The organism is Salipaludibacillus sp. HK11 (genome assembly GCF_047795645.1).
Lineage (GTDB): Bacteria > Bacillota > Bacilli > Bacillales > Salisediminibacteriaceae > Salipaludibacillus.
On the sequence record NZ_CP181045.1, the window covers coordinates 3,101,608 to 3,125,834 of the forward strand.

Below are 24,227 nucleotides of genomic sequence, written 5' to 3' on the forward strand. Positions count from 1 at the left end.
TTGAAGAAGTCGAATGTCAAACGTATTAGTATGTTCGCATTGTTTATTGGGGCAGCAGGAATTATGGTGGCTTGTGGGAATTCAGAGGAAAGTAGCGGAAGTAACGAAAGCTCTGATGGCAACGAAGCCAATGACGTTGTCGAAATTGAATATTTTGTCGCTTCACAGGCCGGTGAACCAGATTATGAATTATTTATTGATGCAGTCAACCAATTTGATGAAGACCATCCCAATATTGACTTGAAGATTGAAAGCGTTGCACATAATGACTACTCTACAAGATTAACCACAAGAGCAGCTGGTGGTGAATTGCCTGACATTTTTCAAATCACCCCTATTTCAGCCTTAACAAACATTGTTAATAGCGGGAGCGCAGGTTCTATCAGTGACTTTAAGGACCATTGGATTGATGAAGGATTATTAACTGAGGACTCCTTAAGCGAATTCACGATGGACGGTGAGGTTTATGCCTTGCCAATTAATAGTAATCCTACACAATTTATTTACTATGATGTAGACATGCTAAGCGACGTCGGATACGATTCTTTCCCGGAATCATATGATGAATTTATCCAGTTAATAAATGACTTAAATGACGCTGACATCACACCTATCTCATTAGGAAATTCGTCACCATGGGTTCTTCAATCTGTCTATCTTTCCGGTATCGCGGATCGTTTTACTGGCAGTGATTTCCTAGATCAAGTCCAATCAGGTGAAAGAAAATTCACTGATTCAGATTTTGTCGAAGCCTTAGAAGTTATTGAAGAATTAGTAGAACTCGAAGCTTTCAATGAGGATTTAAACACGATAGATAATCAACAGATGGTCAACAACTTTTTACAAGGCAACTCTGCAATGGTAATTGACGGCAACTGGTCATCAGCAACAATAGCTGAAAATAGCCCAGATGATAAAAATATCGACATAGCGATATTCCCACTCGGAGACAGCAATACAATACCAACGACGATGGGGAACGTAAGTGCAATTAATAGTGATCTGTCTGAAGAAAAAAGAGCCGCTGTCGAGACATTTCTAAAAGAGGTGTATAATGAAGATGTATTTTCTGGATTCCTATCTTTAGGTAAACCCGTTCCAGGCGATATTGACATTCCAGAAGAGGATCTTGATCCACTTAGTGTTAAAATGATTGAATTGATTCAGTCAGCTGATCAATCACCCGTTTACGATGCCGTTTTGCCAACCGGTATTATAAATACAATGCAAAACGCCCTTCAATCAATTACGATTGGAGAGTACACGGCAGAAGAGGCTGCGGAAGAAATTCAGAAAGAAGTAACAATCGAAGAGTAATTCCAATGTCATAATTTTAGGAGGGGGTGATCATTAGGGTCACTCTCTTCTTTTCCACTTGCAAAACTACTTGAAGGAAGGAAATTTCTTATGAAGAAAAAGTGGAAAGTACAGGATTGGAGCATGAAATGGAAAGCCGCCATCATCTTACTTATTCTTGGATTACTTCCGATTGCTTCGATTAGCGCATTGTTTTTCTATCAATCTAACAATATTCTACAGCAACAAGTCATCGACACGTCGTATCGAAATTTAAATGTCGCCTCATCTAATTTCGAAAAAATTATCCAAGATATAGAAGATATGTCGGAATACATTATTTATAGCGATGAATTTTATGAATTTATGACTCTATCTCCAGGTGACGTGACTCAAGGGGAAATTAACGGGCTCGATAACTCATTGCAAGCCTTTTTCACATTCCATCTATCAAACAAATCTTATTTCAATTCAGTAAAAATTGAAGGTAGGAATGGGCTAGTCATTAATAAAGGCGACATTGTCTTAAATAGTGAGGAGAAATGGGCAAATGAATCTAAGAAACGACAAGGTAGTGTCCTGTGGACTGACCCTTATCATATTGAATCAGACTATCCAGTAAAGCAGACCGAAGTCATTTCTTTATTTAGAGTAATTAATAACAAGCACAACGCTATCGAACCTATAGGAGAAGTTAGAATTCGATTAAAAGAAGAAGAACTGTTTCATCAAATGATGTACGAAGACCCGCATGCCGACCACGAAGTATTTATTTTGCGAGAAAACGGCCTTATTTTATCTCATGAAGACAAAGACATGGTTGGAGAGCCTTTTCCTGATGATACATTCGTATCGATTATTCAACAATCAAGTGATCCTGCTTTTCAATATATATTAAATGACGAAACTTACTATATCGCAGCTGATAAAGTCGATGACTTCTACCTCGTATCGATGGTCAAAGAACGATTCATCTTGAATGAATTATCTGAAATTAGGAAAACAACGCAAAATATCATTATTGCGACTGTCATTTTAAGTCTTATCGCAATTGTTGGCTTCATTTTCACAATCCTTAAACCTATCATTGAATTAACAAGGGAAACAAAACGGGTTGAAAGTGGCGACTTTAGCGCACGAGTAAAAGTACGTTCTCAAGATGAGATAGGACTGTTAGGCGCAAGATTTAATAAAATGGTCACTCAAGTGCAGCACTTAATCGAAACGAAATACAAATTAGAAATTCAAAATAAAGAGTCAGAATTACGAGCATTACAAAGTCATGTTAATCCTCACTTCCTTTACAACATGTTAGATATGATTCGTTGGTCGGCACGTTTAGAAAATGCTCCTGAAACCGGAAAAAGTATTGAAGACTTATCAAGAATCTTTCGAACTAGTCTTAGCAGCGGCAAAATTTGGGTCAACCTAGAGGAAGAAATAAAGAACGTCAAAAGTTATTTAGAATTACAAAAACGGCGTTTAGGGGTTGCTTTATCGTTTTATATTGTAACTGAAGTAGGCATTGAAAAAGCGCGCGTAATGAAGTTGATCCTTCAACCACTCGTTGAAAACAGTATCAAACACGGATTTATCAGGAGAAGTTCAGAAAATAGAATTTACATTCGGGTGTACCGTTCTGAAGCGAACATTATCATCGATGTATTCGACAACGGCAAAGGCATGAAATACTGGCGCAAAACCTTTTCATCAACGAGCGCAAACCAACAATCCGGTTTCGCCCTAAATAACATTAACGATCGAATTGCACATGCATTCGGTAAACAATATGGATTATCCTTGATGGACCACCCGAAAAAACAGGGTACCTGGATCCGCCTTCAGTTTCCATACACGGAAGACGAAAACGTAAGCGAATGACAAACAAGGAGGAATGCAAATGATGAACTTGCTCATCGTCGATGATGAACCCGTGATCTGTGAAGGACTGCAAAAAACGATCGCCTGGGAAGACATTGGAGTTGCTGTCGTAGGAATTGCTTCCAATGGAAGAGAAGCAATTGAGATCATTAAAGAACACCCCATCGATATTGTCTTAACAGATGTAAGCATGCCAGAAATGGACGGTCTGGCCCTTGCCGAATACTTGTCAGATGAACACGATCATATTAATATTATCATGTTTAGCGGATATGACGAATTTGAATATGCTCGGCAATCCTTTCGACTAGGTGTGGAAGATTATCTATTAAAACCAGTAAATATAGATGAGCTGATAGCGCTTGTTAGTAGGATCAAACAGGATAAGGATATGCAGCAAAGTCGACAACACGATCACACCCAAGATTCAAATCCGACAATCGCTCATTGGATCCGTCATGTAATTTTTCAAAAAAATGTCGACCAAACCTCCTTTCCCACATGGGTCCACGACTATCACTTTCGCGTGCTCGTTACTGAGATGACTGACTATTATTTATCAAGTGAAGATAGTCAGAGCGATTGGAAAAGCTTATGGACCGCCTACCTTGAAAGCAGTCCATCACTAACTCATACAGAAAGCTTCATTGTAGAAAATCACCTGAATGAACTGATTACTGTCTTCTTTGAAAAATCAAGTAACACTGCTGATAACGATGCAATCAAACAACTTTGCCAAGATTTTGATAATAATAATGTTGCGAAATTGAAGCATGGTCTCTCATCATGCGCTTCTGGTTTAAGTCACATACACTATCAATATCAAAAAGCCCGAGACATACTAGATCACATCCGCCATGACAATAAACTGGTTGAAATCTTCCACCAACAAGCAGAACCAAAGATTTTGCAAATTCCGAACAACACTGTTTTACAATTACAGATTGCTATTTTAAATGGAGATAAACAAACACTATCCGAAACATCAACTCAGTTGTTTGAATATTTTCAGAAGGAAGCACTGTCAGTAAATAACGTTTTTAAATCGCTTCGGGAAATGGAAATTATTTTGCTAAGTAATATTGATGATCTGATGAAAAAAAGAAGCAAGTTGACGTTACAATTACAAGGTGAACCCGATTTAAAAATATATAATAGCTATCAAGCGATGGAGTATCTATTACTAATAGATTTGAACGTATTAGTGAGTGAACGGAATCAACCGAATAAGAGAAATTGGATCATTCATCAAGCACTTCAATACATGGAAACCCACTATCAAAAAGATATTAAAGCACAGCAAGTTGCCGAAGATCATTTTATTACACCAAACCATTTTAGTGTGTTGTTCAAACAAGAAACGGGAAAAAGTTTTTCTGAGTGCCTCAATGCCATTCGAATTAATAAAGCTTCTGATTTGCTTTTGACTACTTCTAACAGAGTATTTGAGATCGCAGAATTTGTCGGATACAGTGAATATAAGTATTTCGTTAAAGTATTTAAAAATCATAAAGGTGTCACCCCCACGCACTTTAGAGCTCTCCACGCAGATACCATAGAAAATTAGATGTTATATGAAAAAAGTAGATTCTTCATTCCTTTGCAGGCTTATATAATGAACCTATGAAAACGGTTACGACAGCAAAGGAGTGAAGTTATGCATTTACTTAAAAACCCCTGGAAGATCGCACTTGGCTTATTACCACCACTTCTCATTTACTTAGTCTTCAGCATAGTTCCAATTTTCATTTCCATTTATTACTCTTTTATGAAATGGGATGGATTTTCAGACATGGTATTCATCGGATTCACAAACTATCTAGACGTATTTCAAGACGCAACATTTTGGCGGTCTGTTAAAAATAATATTCTCGTCGTATTTGCTTCCGTGTTTGGGCAAATTACCATCGGCCTCGGCCTAGCGATATTATTAAATCAAAAAATCAAAGGTGGAAAGTTTTTCCGCACAATTGGTTTTTTGCCCGTCGTTATCTCAACCGTTGTTATCTCGATTACATGGCGGATGATTTACAATTCACGTGAAGGTATGTTGAATAATTTGTTAGAAACATTAAATTTAGGTTTTTTACAGCAAAATTGGTTAGGAAATCCTAATACCGCGATGTTTGCGATCTTGGTCACGATCATTTGGCAATTCGTCGGCTTATATTTCATCATTTTCCTGTCCGCCTTACAAACTGTGCCAAAAGATATCCTTGAAGCAGCTGAACTCGACGGTGCAACAGAATTTCAGAAAATCTTTTTCATTACCGTTCCATCAATCAAAAATATCATTCTAGTAGCGATCGTACTCTGTATTAGCGGAAGTTTAAAAACGTTTGATTTAATTTATGTTATGACAAACGGAGGACCTGCTCATGCCACGGAAGTGATGGCCACTTATATGTACAACGAAACGTTTAATGGACTAAATTACGGTTACGGAAGTACGATATCTGTCTTAATCCTGATATTCAGTCTCGTTCTCATTTTTATCACAACAAGAATCATGCGCTTCAGCAAGGATTAATCTAAGAAAGGAGGCTTCATTTATGCAGATAAACACAAGTAATCACACACAACCGACCTCGATAAAACATGCAACGATAAAGAAGAAAACTAGACGATCACTTTTATATCTCATCTTAATCCTTTTCGCGATTGTAAATGGTTATCCGATTCTTTGGATGGTGATGAATTCCTTCAAGTCTTCGCAAGAATTCTCATTAAATCCATTCGGTTTACCAATGGAATGGGTATTCACAAATTTCCAAGAAGCCTGGGTGACAGCGAACATCGGAACATTTTTCTTTAATAGTGTTTTTGTTGGATTAGTTTCTGTTGTCATCGCTATCCTTACAGGTGCCCTTGCTTCCTTTTTCCTTGCCCGTTTTCAATTCAAAGGAAAAGCACTATTATATGGCTTTTTAGTACTTGGCTTACTTATCCCGATTCACTCAACATTAGTACCAATGTATATTCTCATGCAAAATATCGGTCTGTTAAATACTTATTGGTCGTTGATCTTTCCATACGTTGCCTTCAATCTGCCGATTACAATTTTTCTACTAACGAGTTTTATGAGATCGTTACCGAGCGAAATTGAAGAATCTGCAATTATGGATGGTGCAGGTGTGTTTCGAATTTTCTGGTCGATCATCTTACCAATGACAAAACCGGCAATTGCAACGGCTGTTGTCATCAATTTCATTAACAATTGGAATGAATTTGCCTTCGCTTTAGTATTGATAAGCGATGAATCGATGCAAACATTGCCACTTGGTTTAGCTAATTTCGCGGGCGCTTATACAACGAATTATCCAGCCCAAATGGCCGGGCTCACAACCGTGTTAATCCCAACAATTATCTTCTATTTAATTATGGAGAAACAAATCGTTGATGGGATGACGCAAGGGGCGGTCAAAGGGTAATCCACAAAAGGAGAGTGTACAGTTATGAAATTAAAGACGATTAACGTTCCTGATGATTTCATGCTCGGAGCTTCGTTATCTGCTTGGCAATCGGAAGGGTGGTCAGGTAAAAAGGATTCTCAGGACTCTTATTTGGATCTCTGGTATAAAAATAACAAAAATGTCTGGCATAATGGCTATGGTCCAAAGACTGCTACCGACTTCAAGAATCGCTATAAAGAAGACATTGGGTACATGAAACAAATAGGACTAACGCACTTTCGTACATCGATTAATTGGGCGCGTTTCCTCACTGATTATGAAGATGCTACTGTTGATGAAAACTATGCGGACTATATAAATGACGTGATCAATGAATGTTTTCGTCAAGGTGTAGAACCAATGATTTGTCTGGAACATTATGAAGTGCCTGCTGTTCTTTTTCAAAAATACGGGGGCTGGGGCTCGAAGCACGTTGTCGATTTATTTGTTAAGTATGCTGAAAAGGCGCTCGAGAGATTTGGTGATCGTGTCAAACATTGGTTCACTTTTAACGAGCCGATTGTCGTGCAGACACGTGTTTATTTAGACGCTATCCGTTATCCTTTCGAGCAAAATACACATACTTGGATGCAATGGAATTATCATAAAGTACTTGCTACAGCCAAAGTCGTCAAGTTATATAAAGAGACACGATCTCATAAGGATGGAAAAATTGGGATTATTTTAAATCCAGCCGTTACTTACGCTCGCTCAACGTCTGCTCACGACCAAGAAGCAACAAGAATGTTTGACCTCTTTTTCAACCGAACGTTTTTAGATCCATGTATTACTGGTAAATACCCGCAAGAGCTATTTGAATTATTGGAAAAACATGATGTTTCTGTCGATTTGCGTGAAGACGAACTTGCACTTATTGAGAAACATACTGTCGATTATGTCGGCATCAATTTGTACTTTCCAAATCGAATCAAAGCTCGTACTACGGGGTGGAATCCGGATGCACCTTTTCATCCAGAGTATTATTATGAAACCTTCGACATGCCGGGAAAGAAGATGAATCCGTACCGAGGTTGGGAAATTTATCCGGAAATTATGTATGACATGGCGATGAGATTAAAAAATGACTACTGTAATATTGAATGGTTTATCGCTGAAAATGGGATGGGCGTAGAGAACGAACAACGTTTTAAAAACGAGGAAGGGGTGATTCAAGATGATTATCGCATCGATTTCATTGGCGATCATCTTGCATCGTTGTTAAAAGCGGTTGAACATGGGGCAAATTGCAAAGGCTACATGCTCTGGGCGTTCTCAGACAATGTTTCACCAATGAATGCCTTCAAAAATAGATATGGACTCGTCTCGATAGATTTAGAAAACAACTTAGCCCGGTCGTTAAAAAAATCGGCTTATTGGTTCAAAGAGGTAATCGAAACAAGGTTGCTAACTGTTGAAGATAAAAGTGTCTATAAATGATCAGGGAGGATAATCATGAAACAATATCTTTCCTTTGATTTTGGCGGAACATTTGTGAAGGACGGCATCATTGGAGAAGACGGATCGATAACGCAAACGAACAAAATCCCGTTGCCAGCGACACTCGACGATCTGCTCGAGCATATTGCTTTCGTCACGAAGAAACATCGAGACTGTGAAGGGATAGCTATCAGTGCACCTGGTGCTGTCTCTCCAGATGGGATCATCTACGGATCGAGCGCAATCACCTATTTGCACAAGAAGGACAATATTAGAAAGTTAATTGAAGCGAAAACTGGGATGCCGGTTCACATCGAAAATGATGCCAATTGCGTTGGCTACGCTGAAGTGTGGAATGGTGCTGCTAAAGGAAAAAAGGACGTTCTTGCTGTTGTTATCGGCACCTCTATTGGCGGAGCGGTTATTAAAGATGGAGTCATTCATAAAGGTGCACATTTACACGGCGGCGATTTCGGCTATATGTTAATGAATAAAAATTACACTAGCGAAAATGATATTTGGAGTCGAGTTGCTTCTACAAGTTCCCTGATTCGGAAAGTTGCTGAATTGAAGAAATGTGATCCATCGGAGTGGAGCGGTGAAACTATCTTTGAATCTGCTGATGCGGGTGATAGCGACTGCCAACAAGCACTGGATGAATTTTACCATTATCTTGCCGTCGGTCTTTACAACTTGCAATATATGTTTGACCCCGAAGTGATATTGCTTGGAGGAGGGATTAGTCAGCAAGAGCGGTTACCTACAGAAATTGATCGGAAACTAGACGCGCTATTATCTGTCATTCAGCTCGCTAAAGTAAAACCCAACATCAAGGTTTGCACCTTCAAACAAGATGCAAACCTACTAGGCGCCGTGTACGCTTTTAGGAAGCGGAGAAAGCGGAGGGACGGTTCTCCTGCTTCCTAGGAAGCGAGAGAACCGTCCCCGCGCTTCCTATTTTCTACCCTATCAAATGCCTTCATAGAAAATAACGTAATAATCATCGCAAAAACACTTGCCGCAAAGAAAATTGCAGCTGCCGGGACCATAGCAAACAGAGCAATCGCAAGAGCAGAACCGGTAATAATGAAAAGCAAATAATGCAACGACGATAATCCAATTAAGAAAGCAAACTTAAAGTAATGATAGAAACTCTCCTTCACATGAACGAATAAAGGAAACAAGAAAACCACCATCGTCAGAAAAAGGATAAAAAGCACAGAAAAGAAAAAAGTCAGCCAAAACCCAAAAGCATTATCCAACGTAGACGCCAAAAACACATCAGTAAACAAAAACACACCTAACGCCCCCGCAGAATAACCAATCGCATTCGCCTTCCAGAAATCCTCACGAAACGCCTGAAAGAAAGACTTCACTAACGACACAGGCTTCTCGCCCAACACCCACTTCCTAGTAATAAAGAACAAAGCAACAGTCGCCGGGAACAACCCCAACACGACCCCACCCATAATCGTAAAGCCAACCCATAAAAGATTCACATAAGCCAACTTCGCAATCCAATCCGTAATTTTAAATAATATCGTATCATCCAACTCTTTCTGAGCCATGTCATTCACCCCTTTTTTCCGAAAAATCCAGCCACTGTCATGTATCGATAAAGCTAGTTTCTATCATGACCAAACAAGTAATCTCAACCTTCAACGTTACTCATTAGTTTAGAAAGGGCGGTGAAATGCCGCCCCTCACAATCACTAACCATTGGTTAGCCTTTAATCCCTGTAAAGCTGACACCTTTAACAATTTGTTTTTCAAACAATAGGAACGCAATGATTACTGGCAGTGAAGCCACGGCGTTTACTGTCATCGGTTGAATAAACGTATCGGAATACGCAGAGTTAAACATCGGAATACCTACTGGCAACGTGTATAAATTCTCCGAAACGATCGCTAAGAAAGGCCATAGGAAGTTATTCCATGAACCAATGAAAGTTAGAATACCGATTGCTGCCATCGCAGGCTTGGCCAATGGCAAAACGATGTTCCAATACAACCTCCAATCTGTACAGCCATCAACTCTGGCACTTTCGATCAATTCATCGGGCACACCATCAAAGAAACTCTTCAAGATAATAACCCCCAAAGGCGAAGCAATCATTGGAAAAATCAAACCACCATACGTATCAAGCATGTTCATCGTACCGACAATTTCAAAGAGTGGGATAATCATCGCTTCCCCTGGGACCATCAACCCAGCTAAAAAGAAAATAAAAATCGATCTTTTATACGGAAAATTCATTTTTGATATAGCAAATGCAGCTAATGACGTGATGATTAACGTCAGTATCGTTGTAAGAATACCAACAACGAAACTATTCCATGTCCAAAGCAACACATCACTACCCATAATAATATCTATATAGTTTTCAAATGTATATGGAGGTAAGAACCAATCAATTGGATTCGTCGGTGCACCGGTCATCGGCTTTAACGATACGAAGATCATCCATACAATCGGAAATAAAAAGATCAAAGCAACGATTAAACCGAGCAATACCTTTGGAAAATGCAGTGGATCTCGCTTTTTATCCAATAGCGTTTGTCCATTTTTTGAACTCATATCATTCTCCCCCCTCTTCCACCAAATCGAAGTTGAATAATCGATAATACTAGTAATAACATAAACAATACATAAGACATAGCTGCAGCATAACCTAGATCATACCGTTCAAAGCCCATCTCATATATGTACTGGATAATCGGTCGGGTCGTTGTACCTGGTCCCCCACCTGTAATTAATAGAATCTGAGCAAATACTTTAAATGAAGCAAGTACTTGTAGCAACAAGATCACTTTTCCAATCGGCACCAATTGTGGCAATGTGATAGACCAAAACATATCCATTCGTGTAGCACCATCAACTTCTGCAGCTTCATACAAATCGTCTGGGATATCCTGAAGCGCCGTTAAAAATAAAATCATATTAAAACCTACTGTCCACCAAAGGGTCACACCAATAATCAGCACCCATGCAAGCGAAGGTTCCGCTAGCCAAAATGGTTCCGCATCTATCCCAAATAACTGAATCGTGTTATTGATTACCCCTGTATAAGGCTGTGCCATGAAGATAGCCACAAACGAAATAACAGAAACAGATAAGATACTCGGTACAAAATAAGCACTTCTAAATAATGTTTTTAGCTTCGTATTTACGTTTGCTAATAATGCTAACCCCAAGGCTAAAATCACCATCGAAGGCGTAGACAATAATACAAACAAGGCTGTGTTTCGAAAAGCTTCCCAGAAGTTTGGGTCGGTAAACAATGCAGTATATTGGTCTAATCCGACAAATTCTTGTTGTTCAATTAACGTCCAATTATAAAAACTCATTTGCATGCCTTTAAAAATCGGATAGATTGTAAATAGTAAATAGGCAATTAAAAAAGGTAACAAAAATGGGACTGGTCGCATTATTTTTTTCCAATTTACTTGGTTCATATTATTTTGCACTCCTTTCAATATGAATTTAATTAATAAGAATTTCTAGTTCATCCACCATCTGATCAATACCTTCTTCAGGGGTCACTCTGTCGGCCATGATTTCATCAATACTTCTTACCATCTCAGTTTCCGCAGGATTGAAATAGATAGATTCAGGCGGATAAACTACTTGATCAGCAACTTCTGTATAATCTGAACGGTGAGGCAGCTCTTTAAATTCGTCTGACTCGACAACCTCATCATTAGCAGGAATGTGTCCAGCACCAGCCCAAGTCACTCCACCTTCGTCAGTTACAAACTCCATGAATTCCATCGTTGCTTCCCGTCTTTCATCGGTTGAATCTTCATTATCAGGAATAATCAATGTGTGGGAATCCCCTGCTGCCGCTTCTTGTTCATATAGTGTTGGAATCGGGTAAGCTCTAAAATTCATGTCTTCTGTGTCTTCCCAAATACCAGTTGCCCACACACCTGTAATAATGCCTACTGCATTACCACTTTGAAATTCTTGATAAAAATCAGCAATGTGCAGTGGTACCAATTCCTCTTCATAGAAGAACCCTTTAATATATTCTGCCGCTTCAACAGCAACATCTTTATCTATCGTCACATCGACATCGATAAGGTCATCACCTGAGAAAATTGGAGTTCCCCCCATTTGATGGTATAAAGCCCACCAAAAGTTAAATACATCTCCTCCTCCTGTCGGTAAAGACAATGGAGCTACTTCTGGAAGCGTTTCTTTTGCGCGACTAAATAGTTCCACAAAATCCTCTGGAGAATCGCTGTCCATTAGCAAGTTACCATCGTCATCGACCATCCCTGCTTCTTCAGCTAAATCCGTGTTTAAATACATAATGTGCGGATGTGTATCCACAGGAAGTCCATGGTATTCATCTTCAATATCCATGGCATCAAGAATGTTATCATTGTATTGATTCCAATCGAGTCCAGTAGTCGCAGCTAATGAATCAAGCGGAGTTGTTAGCCCTTGATTTACCATTTCCGGTAGCACAGCACCATGAATGACAGCAACATCGGGTCCTCTATCTGCAACAACACTTGTCACAAGCTTCGTATAATAATCCTCGAAATCTTGTAAAACCATATTTACGTAAACCTCATCTTGACTTTCGTTATATTCATCAACAATACTTTGCATGAAATCAATATCACCCCCTCCGAACAATACCCAATATGTCAGTTGCATTCGACCATCATCCGTTGTTTGTGGATTCCCTCCACAAGCCATAAGCATTAAGGAAAGAAATCCTATGATAAAAGTAACCTTCATTTTTGAAGCCATGTCAATTTCCCCTTTCTTTGAGAAAGAATTCTTCTAACAGAACAATGTTACAGATATAAGAAATCAAGTAGAAACTAAATGATTACGATTTCAATTTCATCTATCATCCAATCAATTCCCTCTATTGTTAACCTTCTAGTTAGAATCCCTTCCATACCACGAACCCTTTTTGTCTCCTCAAAATCTTGCATATCGATATTTACGTATCATCTTCACAATCGTTGTAATTGTCTACAGTTTCTTGCATTCAAGATTCCCCAAAAACAGCATCCATTAAATAATCTCTATCCTTACATCATCCGTTGTTTGTCAGTCGCTGCTACACTCATCTAAAAATAAACTAATGAATCCTGGAAAGATAGTTTAGTTCTTTGGAACATTAAATTCTCTCCTTTCCATTCAAAATAATTTAAACGCAGCAGTGATTGTAACTGACTTTTAAAAAAATAAACTTCATATTCTAGCTCAAGAACCTCGATCAACCACTCTCGAGAATAAATGAAAACGATCGTGTGTCTGTAAACGTTAACAATAATGAAAAAGTTTGTCAATTAATATATTTATTAACTAAATTAAACGAAAACTTATCAGTATTGAGATAACACCATTTTCAACCGATTGTGTAAAAATGTGAGAATTGTTCTGAGGATAATAAAATAATGGATTATGAAACGACAGATTCGCCTTTTTCATCTGAATATAGTAAAAGAGACATTGCTTTAAAACACAATAAAACAACCTAGTAATAATTAATATATATATTAATATAATAGACTTATTGGAAGCGTAGGGACGGTTCTCTTGCTTCCTCAGCAAGAGAACCGCCTTTGCGTTCTTTGAGCGGATTCGCCTGAAGCTTTCGTATACCTGGAGCAGAAAAAAGCCCTGTACAGCAGATAGATTTTCTGCGATTCGCACAGGACTTGTTATTTAACTGGGTGTGTATGCAGTCTAAAGTGGTATGTATATTTCCAAGGGAATTGAGAAGTTGCCGATTTGATGAGGAGAAACAGAGATCTTTAGGGGAAGGTGTCCTGGAATTTATTTTTGGGTCAGATTGGATGTTGAAGGAAGCAGAAGAACCGTCCCTCCGCTTCCTTTTAATTAAAAATGTTCGACGATAAATGTTCCTGGTTGGTGCTGTTTTATTGTCACGTTAGGGTCTTTGAAGTACACGCGGAAAGTTGCAATTTCCTCGCCTTTATTGATTAACAATTCTAGACTAGAATGATCTATGTAACCATCGAATGTTAATTCGTCGCTACTCTTATCAAGTGGAATAGCAATTTCATCTTTGTCACCATAGTGCATGTCTCGTCGGTCGACAAATAGAATACTTTGGTTTGCATCATAGCGGATCGATAACGTATCTCCTGCTACCGACGTTATCGCCCAAGTGGAAGAGGCTGTCGTTTCCACAGACGCATGAAGGTAAAGCGAAGAAAAGGTAACATTTATGGCCCGTTCTTCGCCACTAGAAATTTCCTCTGCAGAATATAATCGTTGACGTTTTTTCTCCTGCCACTCTGTTGGGGCTTGCATGACGAGTCGCTCATTCTTTATCGCTAACTCACGCGGCATCGTTAGCGCACCGGCCCATCCTTCTTTTTTCTCCTCCATCGATTTTTTCCACATGTTCATCCAACCGATCATCAGTCTACGACCTTGCCCATCTTCGAATGTTTGTGGTGCGTAAAAGTCTGGTCCGAGATCTATTTCACCTTCCGTAACTCGCTCAAATGTTCCACCGTTCCAGTGACCAACAATGTATTTCGTTTTCGAATTGTTTAATTCCATTGGCGAAAAAATTAGGACATCGTAGCCGTCAAGCGGGAAAAAATCGACACATTCCCACATCGTTCCTTGCGTCCCATCACTTTCGAGTAGCACACCACCATACTCCCAGTTTTCTAAATCCTTAGAAGTATAATAAATCGCTTTTCCTTCGTTGTGATAAGCCGTGCCGATAAACATGTACCACACACCATCAATATATGTCACCTTTGGATCGCGAAAGTCTTCCGATCCATTTTCAGGTGGTGCGGCAATAACAGGATTCGTAGCTAGCTTTTCAAAGTGAATACCATCGTCCGATACAGCAATACACTGCACCTCTTTTGGAGAGTTTTTTTCATTATGCCCTGTGTAAATAAGGTACATTTTATCATTGCGGACAACCGCACTCCCAGAGAAACAACCTTCTTTTTCATAATCGTATTCTGGTGCAATGGCAACAGGGAGATGTTCCCAGTGAAGAAGGTCCTTACTCTTCACGTGCCCCCAGTGCATCGGCCCCCACTCAGTATCATAGGGATAAAATTGATAAAACGCATGATATTCCCCTCGAAAGTAGACGAGACCGTTCGGATCATTAATCCACCCTAGTGGCGCAGTAATATGGTAAGCCGGACGGTAGGCACTACTAGGTAGAAATGACAATTTCTCTTTAATAAATTGATCCGCTCTTTCACGTGAAAATTCTGTGACTAAACCTGTCATATGAATTCTCCTTTCCATTAATTATTTGACAGCTCCATCAGAAACGCCACCAATAATATGTTTTTGTAAAAATAAATATACAACAATCACCGGAGCAAGCACCATTAAATAAGAGGCGAATGCTAAGTTATAATTAGCCGCATATTGTGATTCAAATACATACTGCATCAGAGGCAAAGTCCAATCCGATGAATCGCTCAAAATGACTAGTGGCATCAGAAAGTCATTCCATATCCAGATGATATTTAGTACGATTAATGTCACTGTCATAGGTTTAAGCATCGGGAAAAGGATGTACCAAAACATTCGGAACACTCCACACCCATCAATAAGTGCGGCATCCTCAATTTCACGAGGAATCGAACGGAAATAAGAAACGTAGAGAAATACGCTTTGGAAAAGTCCGTACGTTGCATAAAGCAAAATTAATCCCCATTTGTTCATCATACCAATGGAACTCAATTGTTGCACAAGGGGAAGCATCATTACCTGGAACGGGATGAATAATCCACTGACGAAAAAGTAGTACATGACGCGGTAGAATACTTGATCTTGGTTCCGTGCGATTGCAAAAGAAGCAATCGATCCTATTGCAATGATAACGACGACTGAGATCGTTGTTATTAAAAAAGAGTTAAAAAAAGCACCGACATAATTACTCATTTCTGCCGCTTGTAAGAAATTACTAAAATTCAGACTACTAGGTAAACTTAACAGTGACTCTGCCGTTTCATTTGGCGTTTTTAGTGAGGTAACCACAGTTAGGTACAATGGGAATAAAATAAAAAGTGCGCCAATAATGATAAACGTATATACACCATATTTTTGTTTTCGATTTTCCATTATAGCTGCACCTCCCGTTTACGCAGAATGCTAATTTGAATAATTGAGACGATCACGATAAATAGGAATAGGACAAGCGCTACTGCAGTGCCATAACCAAAACGATTATTTAAAAAACCTAAGTTATAAATGAGTAACGTGACGGACTCTGTAGCAAATCCAGGACCACCGCCTGTTAATGCAATGATATAGTCATACACCATCAAGTGTTGCTTCATCGCAAGAATCGTGCATATCGTAATCGAAGGTACGATAAGCGGAAGCGTGATGCCCGTAAATTTCTTCCATCCAGTTGCCCCATCGATAGCCGCAGATTCATAGACTTGCTCAGGAATCGTTTGAAGTCCTGCCATATAAATGACGACAAGAATAGCAGATGCTTGCCATACCGTGACAATTACGAGAGCCCAAAAAGCGAGATCTTGATTTCCTAACATATTTGTTTGCAAAGCTTCTATGTTCAATTGATTTCCTAAATAAGGGATAACATGATAGAAAATTTGTTTCCAAATGTACCCGATGATCAACATGCTAAGCACCGCTGGGAAGAAGAAAACCGCACGAAACATATTACGGAATTTTATTTTTTGTACGAGTGCTAGAGCGACACTAAGTGCGATAACATTCGAGAGTACTGTTGAGATGACAGCATACTTGACTGTAAAAGATAGCGCATTTAAAAACCGACCATCTTGGAAGACATTCAAATAATTTTCTAATCCGATAAAATCTCGGGTACGGCTTACTCCATCCCAGTTTGTCATACTCATATAGAAAGCACTTAGTACTGGATATACGTAAAATAGAAGTAAAAGAATTAATCCCGGCGCCAACAGCATCAAATAGCCTTTTCGCAGACTGGTATAGGCACTGTTCTTCATTTGATTTCACTCCAATCTGGTTATTTAATTGGAAGGAGCTGTCCTTAGGAATGGGCAGCTCCTTTAGCAACCACGTCGTTGCGTTCGTTCATCTATCTATTTTTAATTTCTATAACTCTCAAACATAACCTGTAGATCGCTTAAAAACTGCTCTGGATCTTCGTGGTTAAAGAAGTTTTGGCTGTGCGAACGGAAATCTGCTTCCGCTGCTGTTCCACCAGCCCAATAATGATTTGGCCAGTTTTTAATTTGATTATTTTCCATGTGTGGCAATAAGCCTTGTAGTACTTCGTCTTGCACTTCAACACCTTCCACTGCACTAAATGATCCGTCCATATTTGAGAACTGTTGCGCTTCCTCAATAAGGAATTCGACGAACTTCAAAGACTCTTCTGGATATTCGCTATCAGCTGAAATAGAGAGACCTACGTCAACTCCAGAAATAGTCACATTCTCTTCTGGATCATTTGTTTGCGGGAATGGAAAATAGCCGAACTCTTCATCGAAGTTGTCATTCATACCACGCAATGTTGGAAGTACCCAAGCACCCATAAAGTACATGGCTCCTTCTCCATTAGCGAATTGTTGATTACCTTGGTCATAATCAGTTCCCATATGGTCGGCTTGTGCATAATCTAATACTTCAAGCATCTTTTCTGCTGCTTCCTCCCAATCTGGATCGCCTACAACCGATTCTTCCCCATTATTGAAACGCTCCCAATAATCTGCATCAAATTTCTGAGCGATAAAGTTTAAATTAAAAACAGACGTTTGATCGAGGTTTTGATTCCCCATAATAACTGGTGTCTCTCCCGCATTTTCAAGTTCTTCAAGAACTGATGTAAACTCATCCCATGTGTTAGGAATATCGATGCCATGTTCTTCAAAAATCGCTTTGTTGTAAAGGATACCATTAGCATTCAAGGAAAGTGCCGCTCCGTACATACGATCGTTTTCCAAATAAAGATCTTGAATCTCTGGATTAATATTGTCGATGAAAGATTCATCTGTCATATCCAACAAGTAGTCGTTATTCACTCGTAAAACGTAGTCAGATTCGACTGGATATGTAATGAATAAATCCGGAATATCCCCTGTCGAGAATCTTGTTGTTAAAACAGTCATACCATCCGGCACCGTATTTTGATCAACTTCAATCTCTGGATTTTCTGATTCAAACTGTTCAATAAGCGTATCAAATGTTTCTACTGCTTCTGGTTTCACTTGAAAAAATTCAATCGTAGCTTTGTCTTCTTCACCGCTGTTTTCACCATTCGTTGATTCTTCGTCATTTCCATTTCCACACGCGGTAAGTGATAGTATGACCATGCTGCTAGATAGTACATAAAGTAGTTTTTTCATTTGTGAATCCCTCCTTGGTTCTAACCTTACAGAAAAGAAAGCGTTTCCGTAACGAGGTGATGATTTGATCTATGTAGAATATTTTTCGAATGTATCTACAAAAATAAATCCCCCTCTCTTTGAATACCTTAAGAAGGGGGGAAGTGTGACTTTCGATATTGACTAGGCGTCTGCCCTGTTTCTTTCTTAAAAACTTGACTGAAATATCGTTGATCTTCATATCCAACAGCATTTGCAATTTCATACGCTGGTTTATTAGTCTCCTTTAGAAGTTCACACGCTTGGTTAATTCTTGTTTGTTTCAGATGCTCCGAAAAAGAGATACCGTGAACCTGTTTAAAAATCGTGCTGAAATAGCTTGGACTAAAGGCAAATCGCTTCGCAACATCGTCATTTCTTAAAGGCTGATTGGCGTGTTTCTCAATATATCTTTTTGCATCGTGAAGTGCAGATAATGATTCAGTTTCTAAGCAACGATATTCATCATAAACACCTTGGGTGACAAGCCGTTGATCAATAAATTGCTGTTTTTCTAAAAATAGTTGAGCTCCTTCCAATGAATCGGAGAGTTCTTCTACAAAGCCAGTGATTGGTCCTAATGAAGCAATTGCATGCTTGTTTTTAGATAAAAGATCCTCAGCAAGTGAGAGTAGTCTGTCTTCTGTAGAGTCACCTGCTCCAATAATAAGCAATTCTTTGTTTGATAATGGATAAGTAAAAAGAAAATGATTGTCTGAATGCTCGTCTCTTACGTTTCCATCTTCTAAATATTTCACAATCATCGTCCCAAAAGACGAAAACAATTCGGTTTGTTCGTTAGTTTCACTTCGTTTAAAAGCATGATCAAACAAGAACGTTTTCCATTTCGTTGTTTCCGTTTCTTTCTTTTTGACGATTTCCTTAATAGCTTTATCAATAACGTCTTTTAATTCTTCACGATCTAGTGGTTTTAACAAATAGTGAAATGCCTTATATCGGAGCGCATTTTGTACATAATTAAAATCATCAAAACCACTTAGCACGATGACTTCGTCTGTCCCTCTCTCTGCAAATATCTCCTCTAAGAAAGCAATGCCATCCATGTCTGGCATCTTTATATCTGTCACGACGATGTCTGGACGAAGATTACGATAGGCGTCTAAAGCAGTTATTCCATTTAATGCAGTACCTACAACTTCGCATTCGAAATTCTTCCATGGAAACGTCTTTGCCAAGCTCTCTACAAGTAATTCTTCATCATCAACTAGTAGTACCTTATACATTTATGCTTCCTCCTCTTGATGTAATGGAATACGGATTTGAATCGTCGTATGTCCTGGTTCACTGCAAATGATAAGGCCACTTTGTTCGCGATAATACAATTGAATACGATCGTGGACGTTTAGTACCCCATGACCAGTAAATGCCGTTATTGATGAACGCTTATTTAAATGATCAAGTACCTCTTTCGGAAAACCTGGACCGTCGTCTGTAATACGAAGAATCAGAGCTTCTTCACTGCATAAAGTCTCGATTTCTATCCGATGAAAGGAAGCATATTTTCTACCGTGTTCGATCGCATTTTCAACGAGTGGTTGAAGGATTAGTTTTAACACTGGAATATTGACTGTATTATCTTCCATCTTTACATCGTAGTGAAAACGATTGGAATGGCGTATCTTTTGAATTTCCAAATAGCTTGTCACATGTTTCAACTCTTCTTTTAAAGGGATTTCATTTGGTCCATTCAGACTAATACGAAGAAGTTTTCCTAAATTCGTGACTAAGCGCTGAACTTCTTCCATTTTATTTAAACTCGCAAGTGCATTGACAGATTCAAGCGTGTTATAGAGGAAATGTGGGTTGATCTGATGCTGAAGCACTTTGAATTCTGCATCCTGTTTTTGTTCTTGCTCTTTCTCTACCTGTTGAATCGTCGATCTTAGTTGTGTCACCATATCATTAAAGCTCGTTGTCAACATTGTAAATTCCTCTTCTTTATAAGGCTCCATTCTAACAGATAAATTCCCTTCTGCCGCTTTCGTCATACCCTCTTTAAAACGTTGAATAAACTGAATAAGACGCTGAGAAAAGAATTTGTGAAAAAGGAGTAACATAACTAAAAGGGTACTAACTATACCAACCGTAAAAAAACGTACCGGTAATAAAATTGCGTTCATACTTTCCATCGTTTTAAAAGATATAAGCGTCCAATCTTGAAATCCTGACTTTGACGTATATAGGAATTCATCACCCTTGTTATTGTAGTAAGTTCCATCAACGTTATCTTCGATTTGTCGAAGATCGATCATCTCTCCTAATAATTCAGGTGCCGTATTATAAATCGTTTCCCCATCATGATTAACAATAATCCATTCCGTTTCACTATTGTCTCCTAACGAGTTTGCTGTCTGCAGGAGGTCCGGACTTACGAATAAAAAGAATTGACCTAATTCCTCCAGCGATTGTGGATGAATTACACTTCGCCCCACCGTAAAGAAAGCGGCGTTCTCTTCCTCCAGTTCTTCGCTTGCAGGACCAATCCAGTAAGTGTTACCTCGCCTTTTCTGGACCTCCTCCATAAAAATTGATTCCTCAAGATTCTCGAACCGAGTTTCCGGTGGAATAAGAAAATGTAAATTATCCTGATCGTCCCTCTCACTCAACAAATAAAAATCGTTCACTAATCGATTGCTGAAAGCAAGTCGAGAAATCGTATCTTCATTTCGATTTTTCTCATAGGCGGTTGGCCATTCCTCTAAGCTGAGATGGTGCAACACAGGGCTGGATGTAACAACGTATTCCGTGAACATTTCTACTTCACTCATCAGTGTATTAATATTCAAATCGATCGATTCAAGAGTATCCTGCATATGCTCACTAATTTGTCCACGATAAATCGTTGATGAAAATTCATATGTCATCCATCCAATTAGTAGCAATGGTATGATAACAAGCGTGAAAAACAAAGTATAAAATCTTTTTCGGATATTCATTTCAGCTACCACCTTGGAGTAAGTTAAGTTTCAATAAAAAGCGCAGGGAAAGCGCAGGGAAAGCGCAGGGAAAGTGCAGGGAAAGTGCAGGGACGGTTCTCCTGCTTCCAAGGAAGCGCGAGAACCGTCCCTGCGCTTCCAAACAAAAAAGTTTTGAGCGGTTTAAATAAGTACTCAAAACTTTTTTTGATAAATCGTTCGTCGAATGTGTAGACGAACCTCTTCATTCCTTTAGATAAGGATGCATGAGAACTTCCCTGCTACCTATTAAAATAACTCTCTTACTTCTTCAAAGTTTCCTTCTGCATTATAAGAATCTAATTCAGTTAATAAGATATATCTTCCATTCTGTTCGACAAATATGATGATTGCTTCACGTTCACCTTCACCTAACTCATTATCAATATCGGCTAATACCGCAATCGCATTTTCATAATCACGATATTCTTCAATCTCTATACTATCAATAATGGTAACATCTGTTTCTATTTCTGCTCTTCTTTCATCTGTATATTCCTGCCAACCAGCAATTATCATGTCAGACATATCATTGCCTACATATTCTTCTACGAAATCATCAATTACCTCTCTGTCAGATGATGCAATCGCGTCATAGAATTGGATCATGCCCTGTTCTGCTCTAGCAAATTCAGCTTCGTCTAAAGAATTTTCCTCATCTACATTTACTTCCGTTGGTTCTTCATCCGGGACAGATTCCGTTTCTGTATTATCCTCTAGTCCACCATATGCTATCAAGATTACTATTGCTATTAAGCTCACTACTATGATGATTAATGGCTTTTTCATATTATTTATTTCCCCTTTTATTCCTATTTTAATTTACCATCTAGGCTAGGTCAACGCCATACCGAAGCCAAGAAGCGGAGGGACGGTTCTCTCGCTTCCTGGCTGCTAGGAGGTCTGTTCCAATGCTTTCATTTCCACTCACAATAGATAATCATCTTTATCAAAACAGAAATTGTTAGGACCCTTTTCATCGTTGCCATCACCTTCATCAAAATATTTCTTACGTAGTTGATAAGTCGCCACTTCCGTAAATGTCTCCGTCCCCAGAAAATCAACTAATCGGGCAGATGGCACAGCATAGATTTTTTGTGTCTCCTTATGGAAGTCTTCCGCCGATTTAATAGACGAGATGATATCTTTCCAACTCTGTTCAAGTTTTAAACTTAGCAACGCTACTGGTTGTAATTTTTGCTTTGACATCACTAGTTCATCAAACACAAGCGCATCCCCCCGGATATTAAGCTCTTCTTCAACCTCTCTTTTTGCACAGGACATAATTGGATTGTCAGCATAATAATCGATTTCATCAAGCGCCCCCGTAGCCGAGACACTGAATATCCCAGACGAAACAGCAACCTTTTCTGAACGATGAATCACACCTACATCTCCATTGACATCCTCGATTAAGACGCTGACAGCTAAAATATTCGATAGCTCTTTTTTGTGAATAATATCTTGAAAACTTGAATGACTCCCAATCTCATTCATCGAACGAATCAACTTTTTAATAAGCTCTAGTTCGTCGCATTTGTCATGGCTTTCACAATAATCGATCAAAGCATCGCGTTGATAATAAACCAACGTTGTTGATATAAAATCAAAAAAATCAACGATAGCGATGTCGACACACGTAACATCCCCTCTATTTCTTATCCGGTCCAATCGAACAGACTTGCCATTAAACGCACGAACTCCATTCGCTTCTGAAAATAGATCGACCATTTTTATTTTCTCCAATGAGGAAAATGGGCTCACAAATGAAGACGTCGCATCCCTATTTATTTTAACATCAGCCTTCATCTCAAAACGATTAATCAAGATAACTCCCCCTTTCCGTCAGAAGCAGGAGAACCGTCCCCATGCTTCCGAGGAAGCGCAGGGACGGTTCTCCCGCTTCCTGAAAAAACCGACGACATGCACTTCGCACCAATTCCTACTCAATGCTAAACTCTGTTTTAAGGCTATCTTTCGCGGGAATCATCAAGAGCTCTTCTTTACGATTTAATTCATCCGTTTTCGCCATCCAAGGCTCCACACAAACAAACTCTTTCCCTTTTTCTGTCCACAATACGACATACTTAAACGATTCGCCGTAGTTCAACCTTATCTTTTTTATCGTTGCACAAGGTTGAAAGGAGATGTGTCTTTGCTTCGGATCGATTAAAACAACCGATTCTTTCAAATCTGTCAGATCAACTCTTCCCGTAAACTCTTTCTTTTCACCGTCATTATAGTCCACGTATGTTGTCGCATCCGTTTCATACGCTAGGTCTTTGCCACTTGTTTTAAAATATGGGTGAAACCCGGGATACATCGGCATTGCCCACGCCCCTGTGTTCTTGTATTCTTGCTGGATCGTGAACTTGCCATTCTCTAAAACATATGTAAACAACACCTCAAACTCAAACGGATAAGATTTTTTTGTCTGTTCATTACTTACCAGTTTCAATGTGAGAGATGCTCCGTTTTTCCTATCACGACCAACCACTTCCCATGCAGCATTTCGCGCAAATCCATGATTACTCATCTCATACGTTTTCCCTTCCCACTCATACGTTCCATCCGTAAGCTGACCTGAAATCGGAAATAGAATCGGAATCCCACCTCTAACATTCTTGTCTGTCTGATAAAATGTCTCCTCATTAAGATAAAGTAACTCTTCCCCTGCAACACCATAAGAATAGACAATTCCACCACGCTCCGGCGCAACCTTCACCCAGGAATTCGTTCCCCTATCGCTCAATTCATACACCTTATATTGCTGATCGAATAACTCTTTCACATCATACATCCATCCCACTCCTTTGTT

Annotated in this window: 20 protein-coding genes; 7 read left to right on the top strand and 13 right to left on the bottom strand. The window is 39.1% G+C overall.

Translation table 11 applies throughout. The features are described from left to right. The 7 genes from ACM26V_RS14775 (at position 1) to ACM26V_RS14805 (ending at position 8,993) form a co-directional block, all read left to right on the top strand. Positions 1–1,317 carry an ABC transporter substrate-binding protein gene (locus ACM26V_RS14775; RefSeq protein ID WP_416147489.1) on the top strand — a complete coding sequence of 439 codons (1,317 nt, stop codon included), beginning with the start codon at positions 1–3 and terminating at the stop codon, positions 1,315–1,317. Positions 1,318–1,407: 90 nt separating this feature from the next. Beyond that, positions 1,408–3,177, top strand: a complete 1,770-nt coding sequence (locus ACM26V_RS14780) for a sensor histidine kinase (protein ID WP_416147490.1) — start codon at positions 1,408–1,410, stop codon at positions 3,175–3,177. A gap of 19 nt (positions 3,178–3,196) precedes the next feature. After that, the gene (locus ACM26V_RS14785) at positions 3,197–4,744 is read left to right on the top strand and encodes a response regulator transcription factor (RefSeq protein ID WP_416147491.1); all 1,548 of its coding nucleotides are present in this window, start codon (positions 3,197–3,199) and stop codon (positions 4,742–4,744) included. 90 nt (positions 4,745–4,834) lie between these two features. Beyond that, the gene (locus tag ACM26V_RS14790; RefSeq protein WP_416147492.1) at positions 4,835–5,707 is read left to right on the top strand and encodes a carbohydrate ABC transporter permease; all 873 of its coding nucleotides are present in this window, start codon (positions 4,835–4,837) and stop codon (positions 5,705–5,707) included. A 22-nt stretch (positions 5,708–5,729) separates the two neighbouring features. Beyond that, positions 5,730–6,608, top strand: a complete 879-nt coding sequence (locus ACM26V_RS14795) for a carbohydrate ABC transporter permease (protein ID WP_416147493.1) — start codon at positions 5,730–5,732, stop codon at positions 6,606–6,608. A 24-nt stretch (positions 6,609–6,632) separates the two neighbouring features. Next, a complete protein-coding gene (locus tag ACM26V_RS14800) occupies positions 6,633–8,066 on the top strand; it encodes a glycoside hydrolase family 1 protein (RefSeq protein WP_416147494.1) in 1,434 nt (477 codons plus the stop codon). A 15-nt stretch (positions 8,067–8,081) separates the two neighbouring features. Further along, a complete protein-coding gene (locus ACM26V_RS14805) occupies positions 8,082–8,993 on the top strand; it encodes an ROK family protein (RefSeq protein WP_416147495.1) in 912 nt (303 codons plus the stop codon). On the opposite strand, the gene ACM26V_RS14810 is transcribed toward ACM26V_RS14805, so the two are convergent. From ACM26V_RS14810 to ACM26V_RS14870, 13 genes are all read right to left on the bottom strand, one after another. Beyond that, complete coding sequence (locus ACM26V_RS14810) at positions 8,990–9,634, bottom strand: YesL family protein (RefSeq protein WP_416147496.1); 645 nt, start codon at positions 9,632–9,634, stop codon at positions 8,990–8,992. The two genes, ACM26V_RS14805 and ACM26V_RS14810, sit on opposite strands and share 4 nt — an antisense overlap. A 155-nt stretch (positions 9,635–9,789) precedes the next feature. Further along, positions 9,790–10,644 carry a carbohydrate ABC transporter permease gene (locus ACM26V_RS14815; RefSeq protein WP_416147497.1) on the bottom strand — a complete coding sequence of 285 codons (855 nt, stop codon included), beginning with the start codon at positions 10,642–10,644 and terminating at the stop codon, positions 9,790–9,792. Continuing rightward, the gene (locus ACM26V_RS14820; RefSeq protein ID WP_416147498.1) at positions 10,641–11,522 is read right to left on the bottom strand and encodes a carbohydrate ABC transporter permease; all 882 of its coding nucleotides are present in this window, start codon (positions 11,520–11,522) and stop codon (positions 10,641–10,643) included. Before ACM26V_RS14820 ends, ACM26V_RS14815 begins: the two co-directional genes overlap by 4 nt. A 28-nt stretch (positions 11,523–11,550) precedes the next feature. Further along, positions 11,551–12,831: an extracellular solute-binding protein gene (locus ACM26V_RS14825; protein WP_416147499.1), complete on the bottom strand. Its 1,281-nt coding sequence runs from the start codon at positions 12,829–12,831 to the stop codon at positions 11,551–11,553. A 1,104-nt stretch (positions 12,832–13,935) separates the two neighbouring features. Then, a complete protein-coding gene (locus ACM26V_RS14830) occupies positions 13,936–15,330 on the bottom strand; it encodes a glycoside hydrolase family 32 protein (protein WP_416147500.1) in 1,395 nt (464 codons plus the stop codon). A 21-nt stretch (positions 15,331–15,351) separates the two neighbouring features. Then, the gene (locus ACM26V_RS14835) at positions 15,352–16,173 is read right to left on the bottom strand and encodes a carbohydrate ABC transporter permease (RefSeq protein WP_416147501.1); all 822 of its coding nucleotides are present in this window, start codon (positions 16,171–16,173) and stop codon (positions 15,352–15,354) included. Next, entirely contained in the window at positions 16,173–17,054 is an 882-nt protein-coding gene (locus ACM26V_RS14840) for a carbohydrate ABC transporter permease (protein ID WP_416147502.1), read from the bottom strand. The genes ACM26V_RS14835 and ACM26V_RS14840 overlap by 1 nt, the downstream gene beginning before the upstream one ends. Positions 17,055–17,156: 102 nt before the next feature. Then, a complete protein-coding gene (locus tag ACM26V_RS14845) occupies positions 17,157–18,416 on the bottom strand; it encodes an ABC transporter substrate-binding protein (protein ID WP_416147503.1) in 1,260 nt (419 codons plus the stop codon). A 128-nt stretch (positions 18,417–18,544) separates the two neighbouring features. Continuing rightward, positions 18,545–19,678: a helix-turn-helix domain-containing protein gene (locus tag ACM26V_RS14850; protein WP_416147504.1), complete on the bottom strand. Its 1,134-nt coding sequence runs from the start codon at positions 19,676–19,678 to the stop codon at positions 18,545–18,547. After that, positions 19,679–21,391, bottom strand: coding sequence for a sensor histidine kinase (locus ACM26V_RS14855; RefSeq protein ID WP_416147505.1), 1,713 nt, complete (start codon positions 21,389–21,391; stop codon positions 19,679–19,681). It lies immediately after the preceding gene. A gap of 267 nt (positions 21,392–21,658) precedes the next feature. Next, positions 21,659–22,198 (bottom strand): hypothetical protein, encoded by a 540-nt coding sequence (locus ACM26V_RS14860; RefSeq protein WP_416147506.1) that lies wholly within the window; start codon positions 22,196–22,198, stop codon positions 21,659–21,661. A 138-nt stretch (positions 22,199–22,336) separates the two neighbouring features. Then, positions 22,337–23,236, bottom strand: coding sequence for a hypothetical protein (locus tag ACM26V_RS14865; RefSeq protein WP_416147507.1), 900 nt, complete (start codon positions 23,234–23,236; stop codon positions 22,337–22,339). Between the two features lie 115 nt (positions 23,237–23,351). Then, a complete protein-coding gene (locus ACM26V_RS14870; protein ID WP_416147508.1) occupies positions 23,352–24,209 on the bottom strand; it encodes an aldose epimerase in 858 nt (285 codons plus the stop codon). Positions 24,210–24,227: the final 18 nt, after the last annotated feature.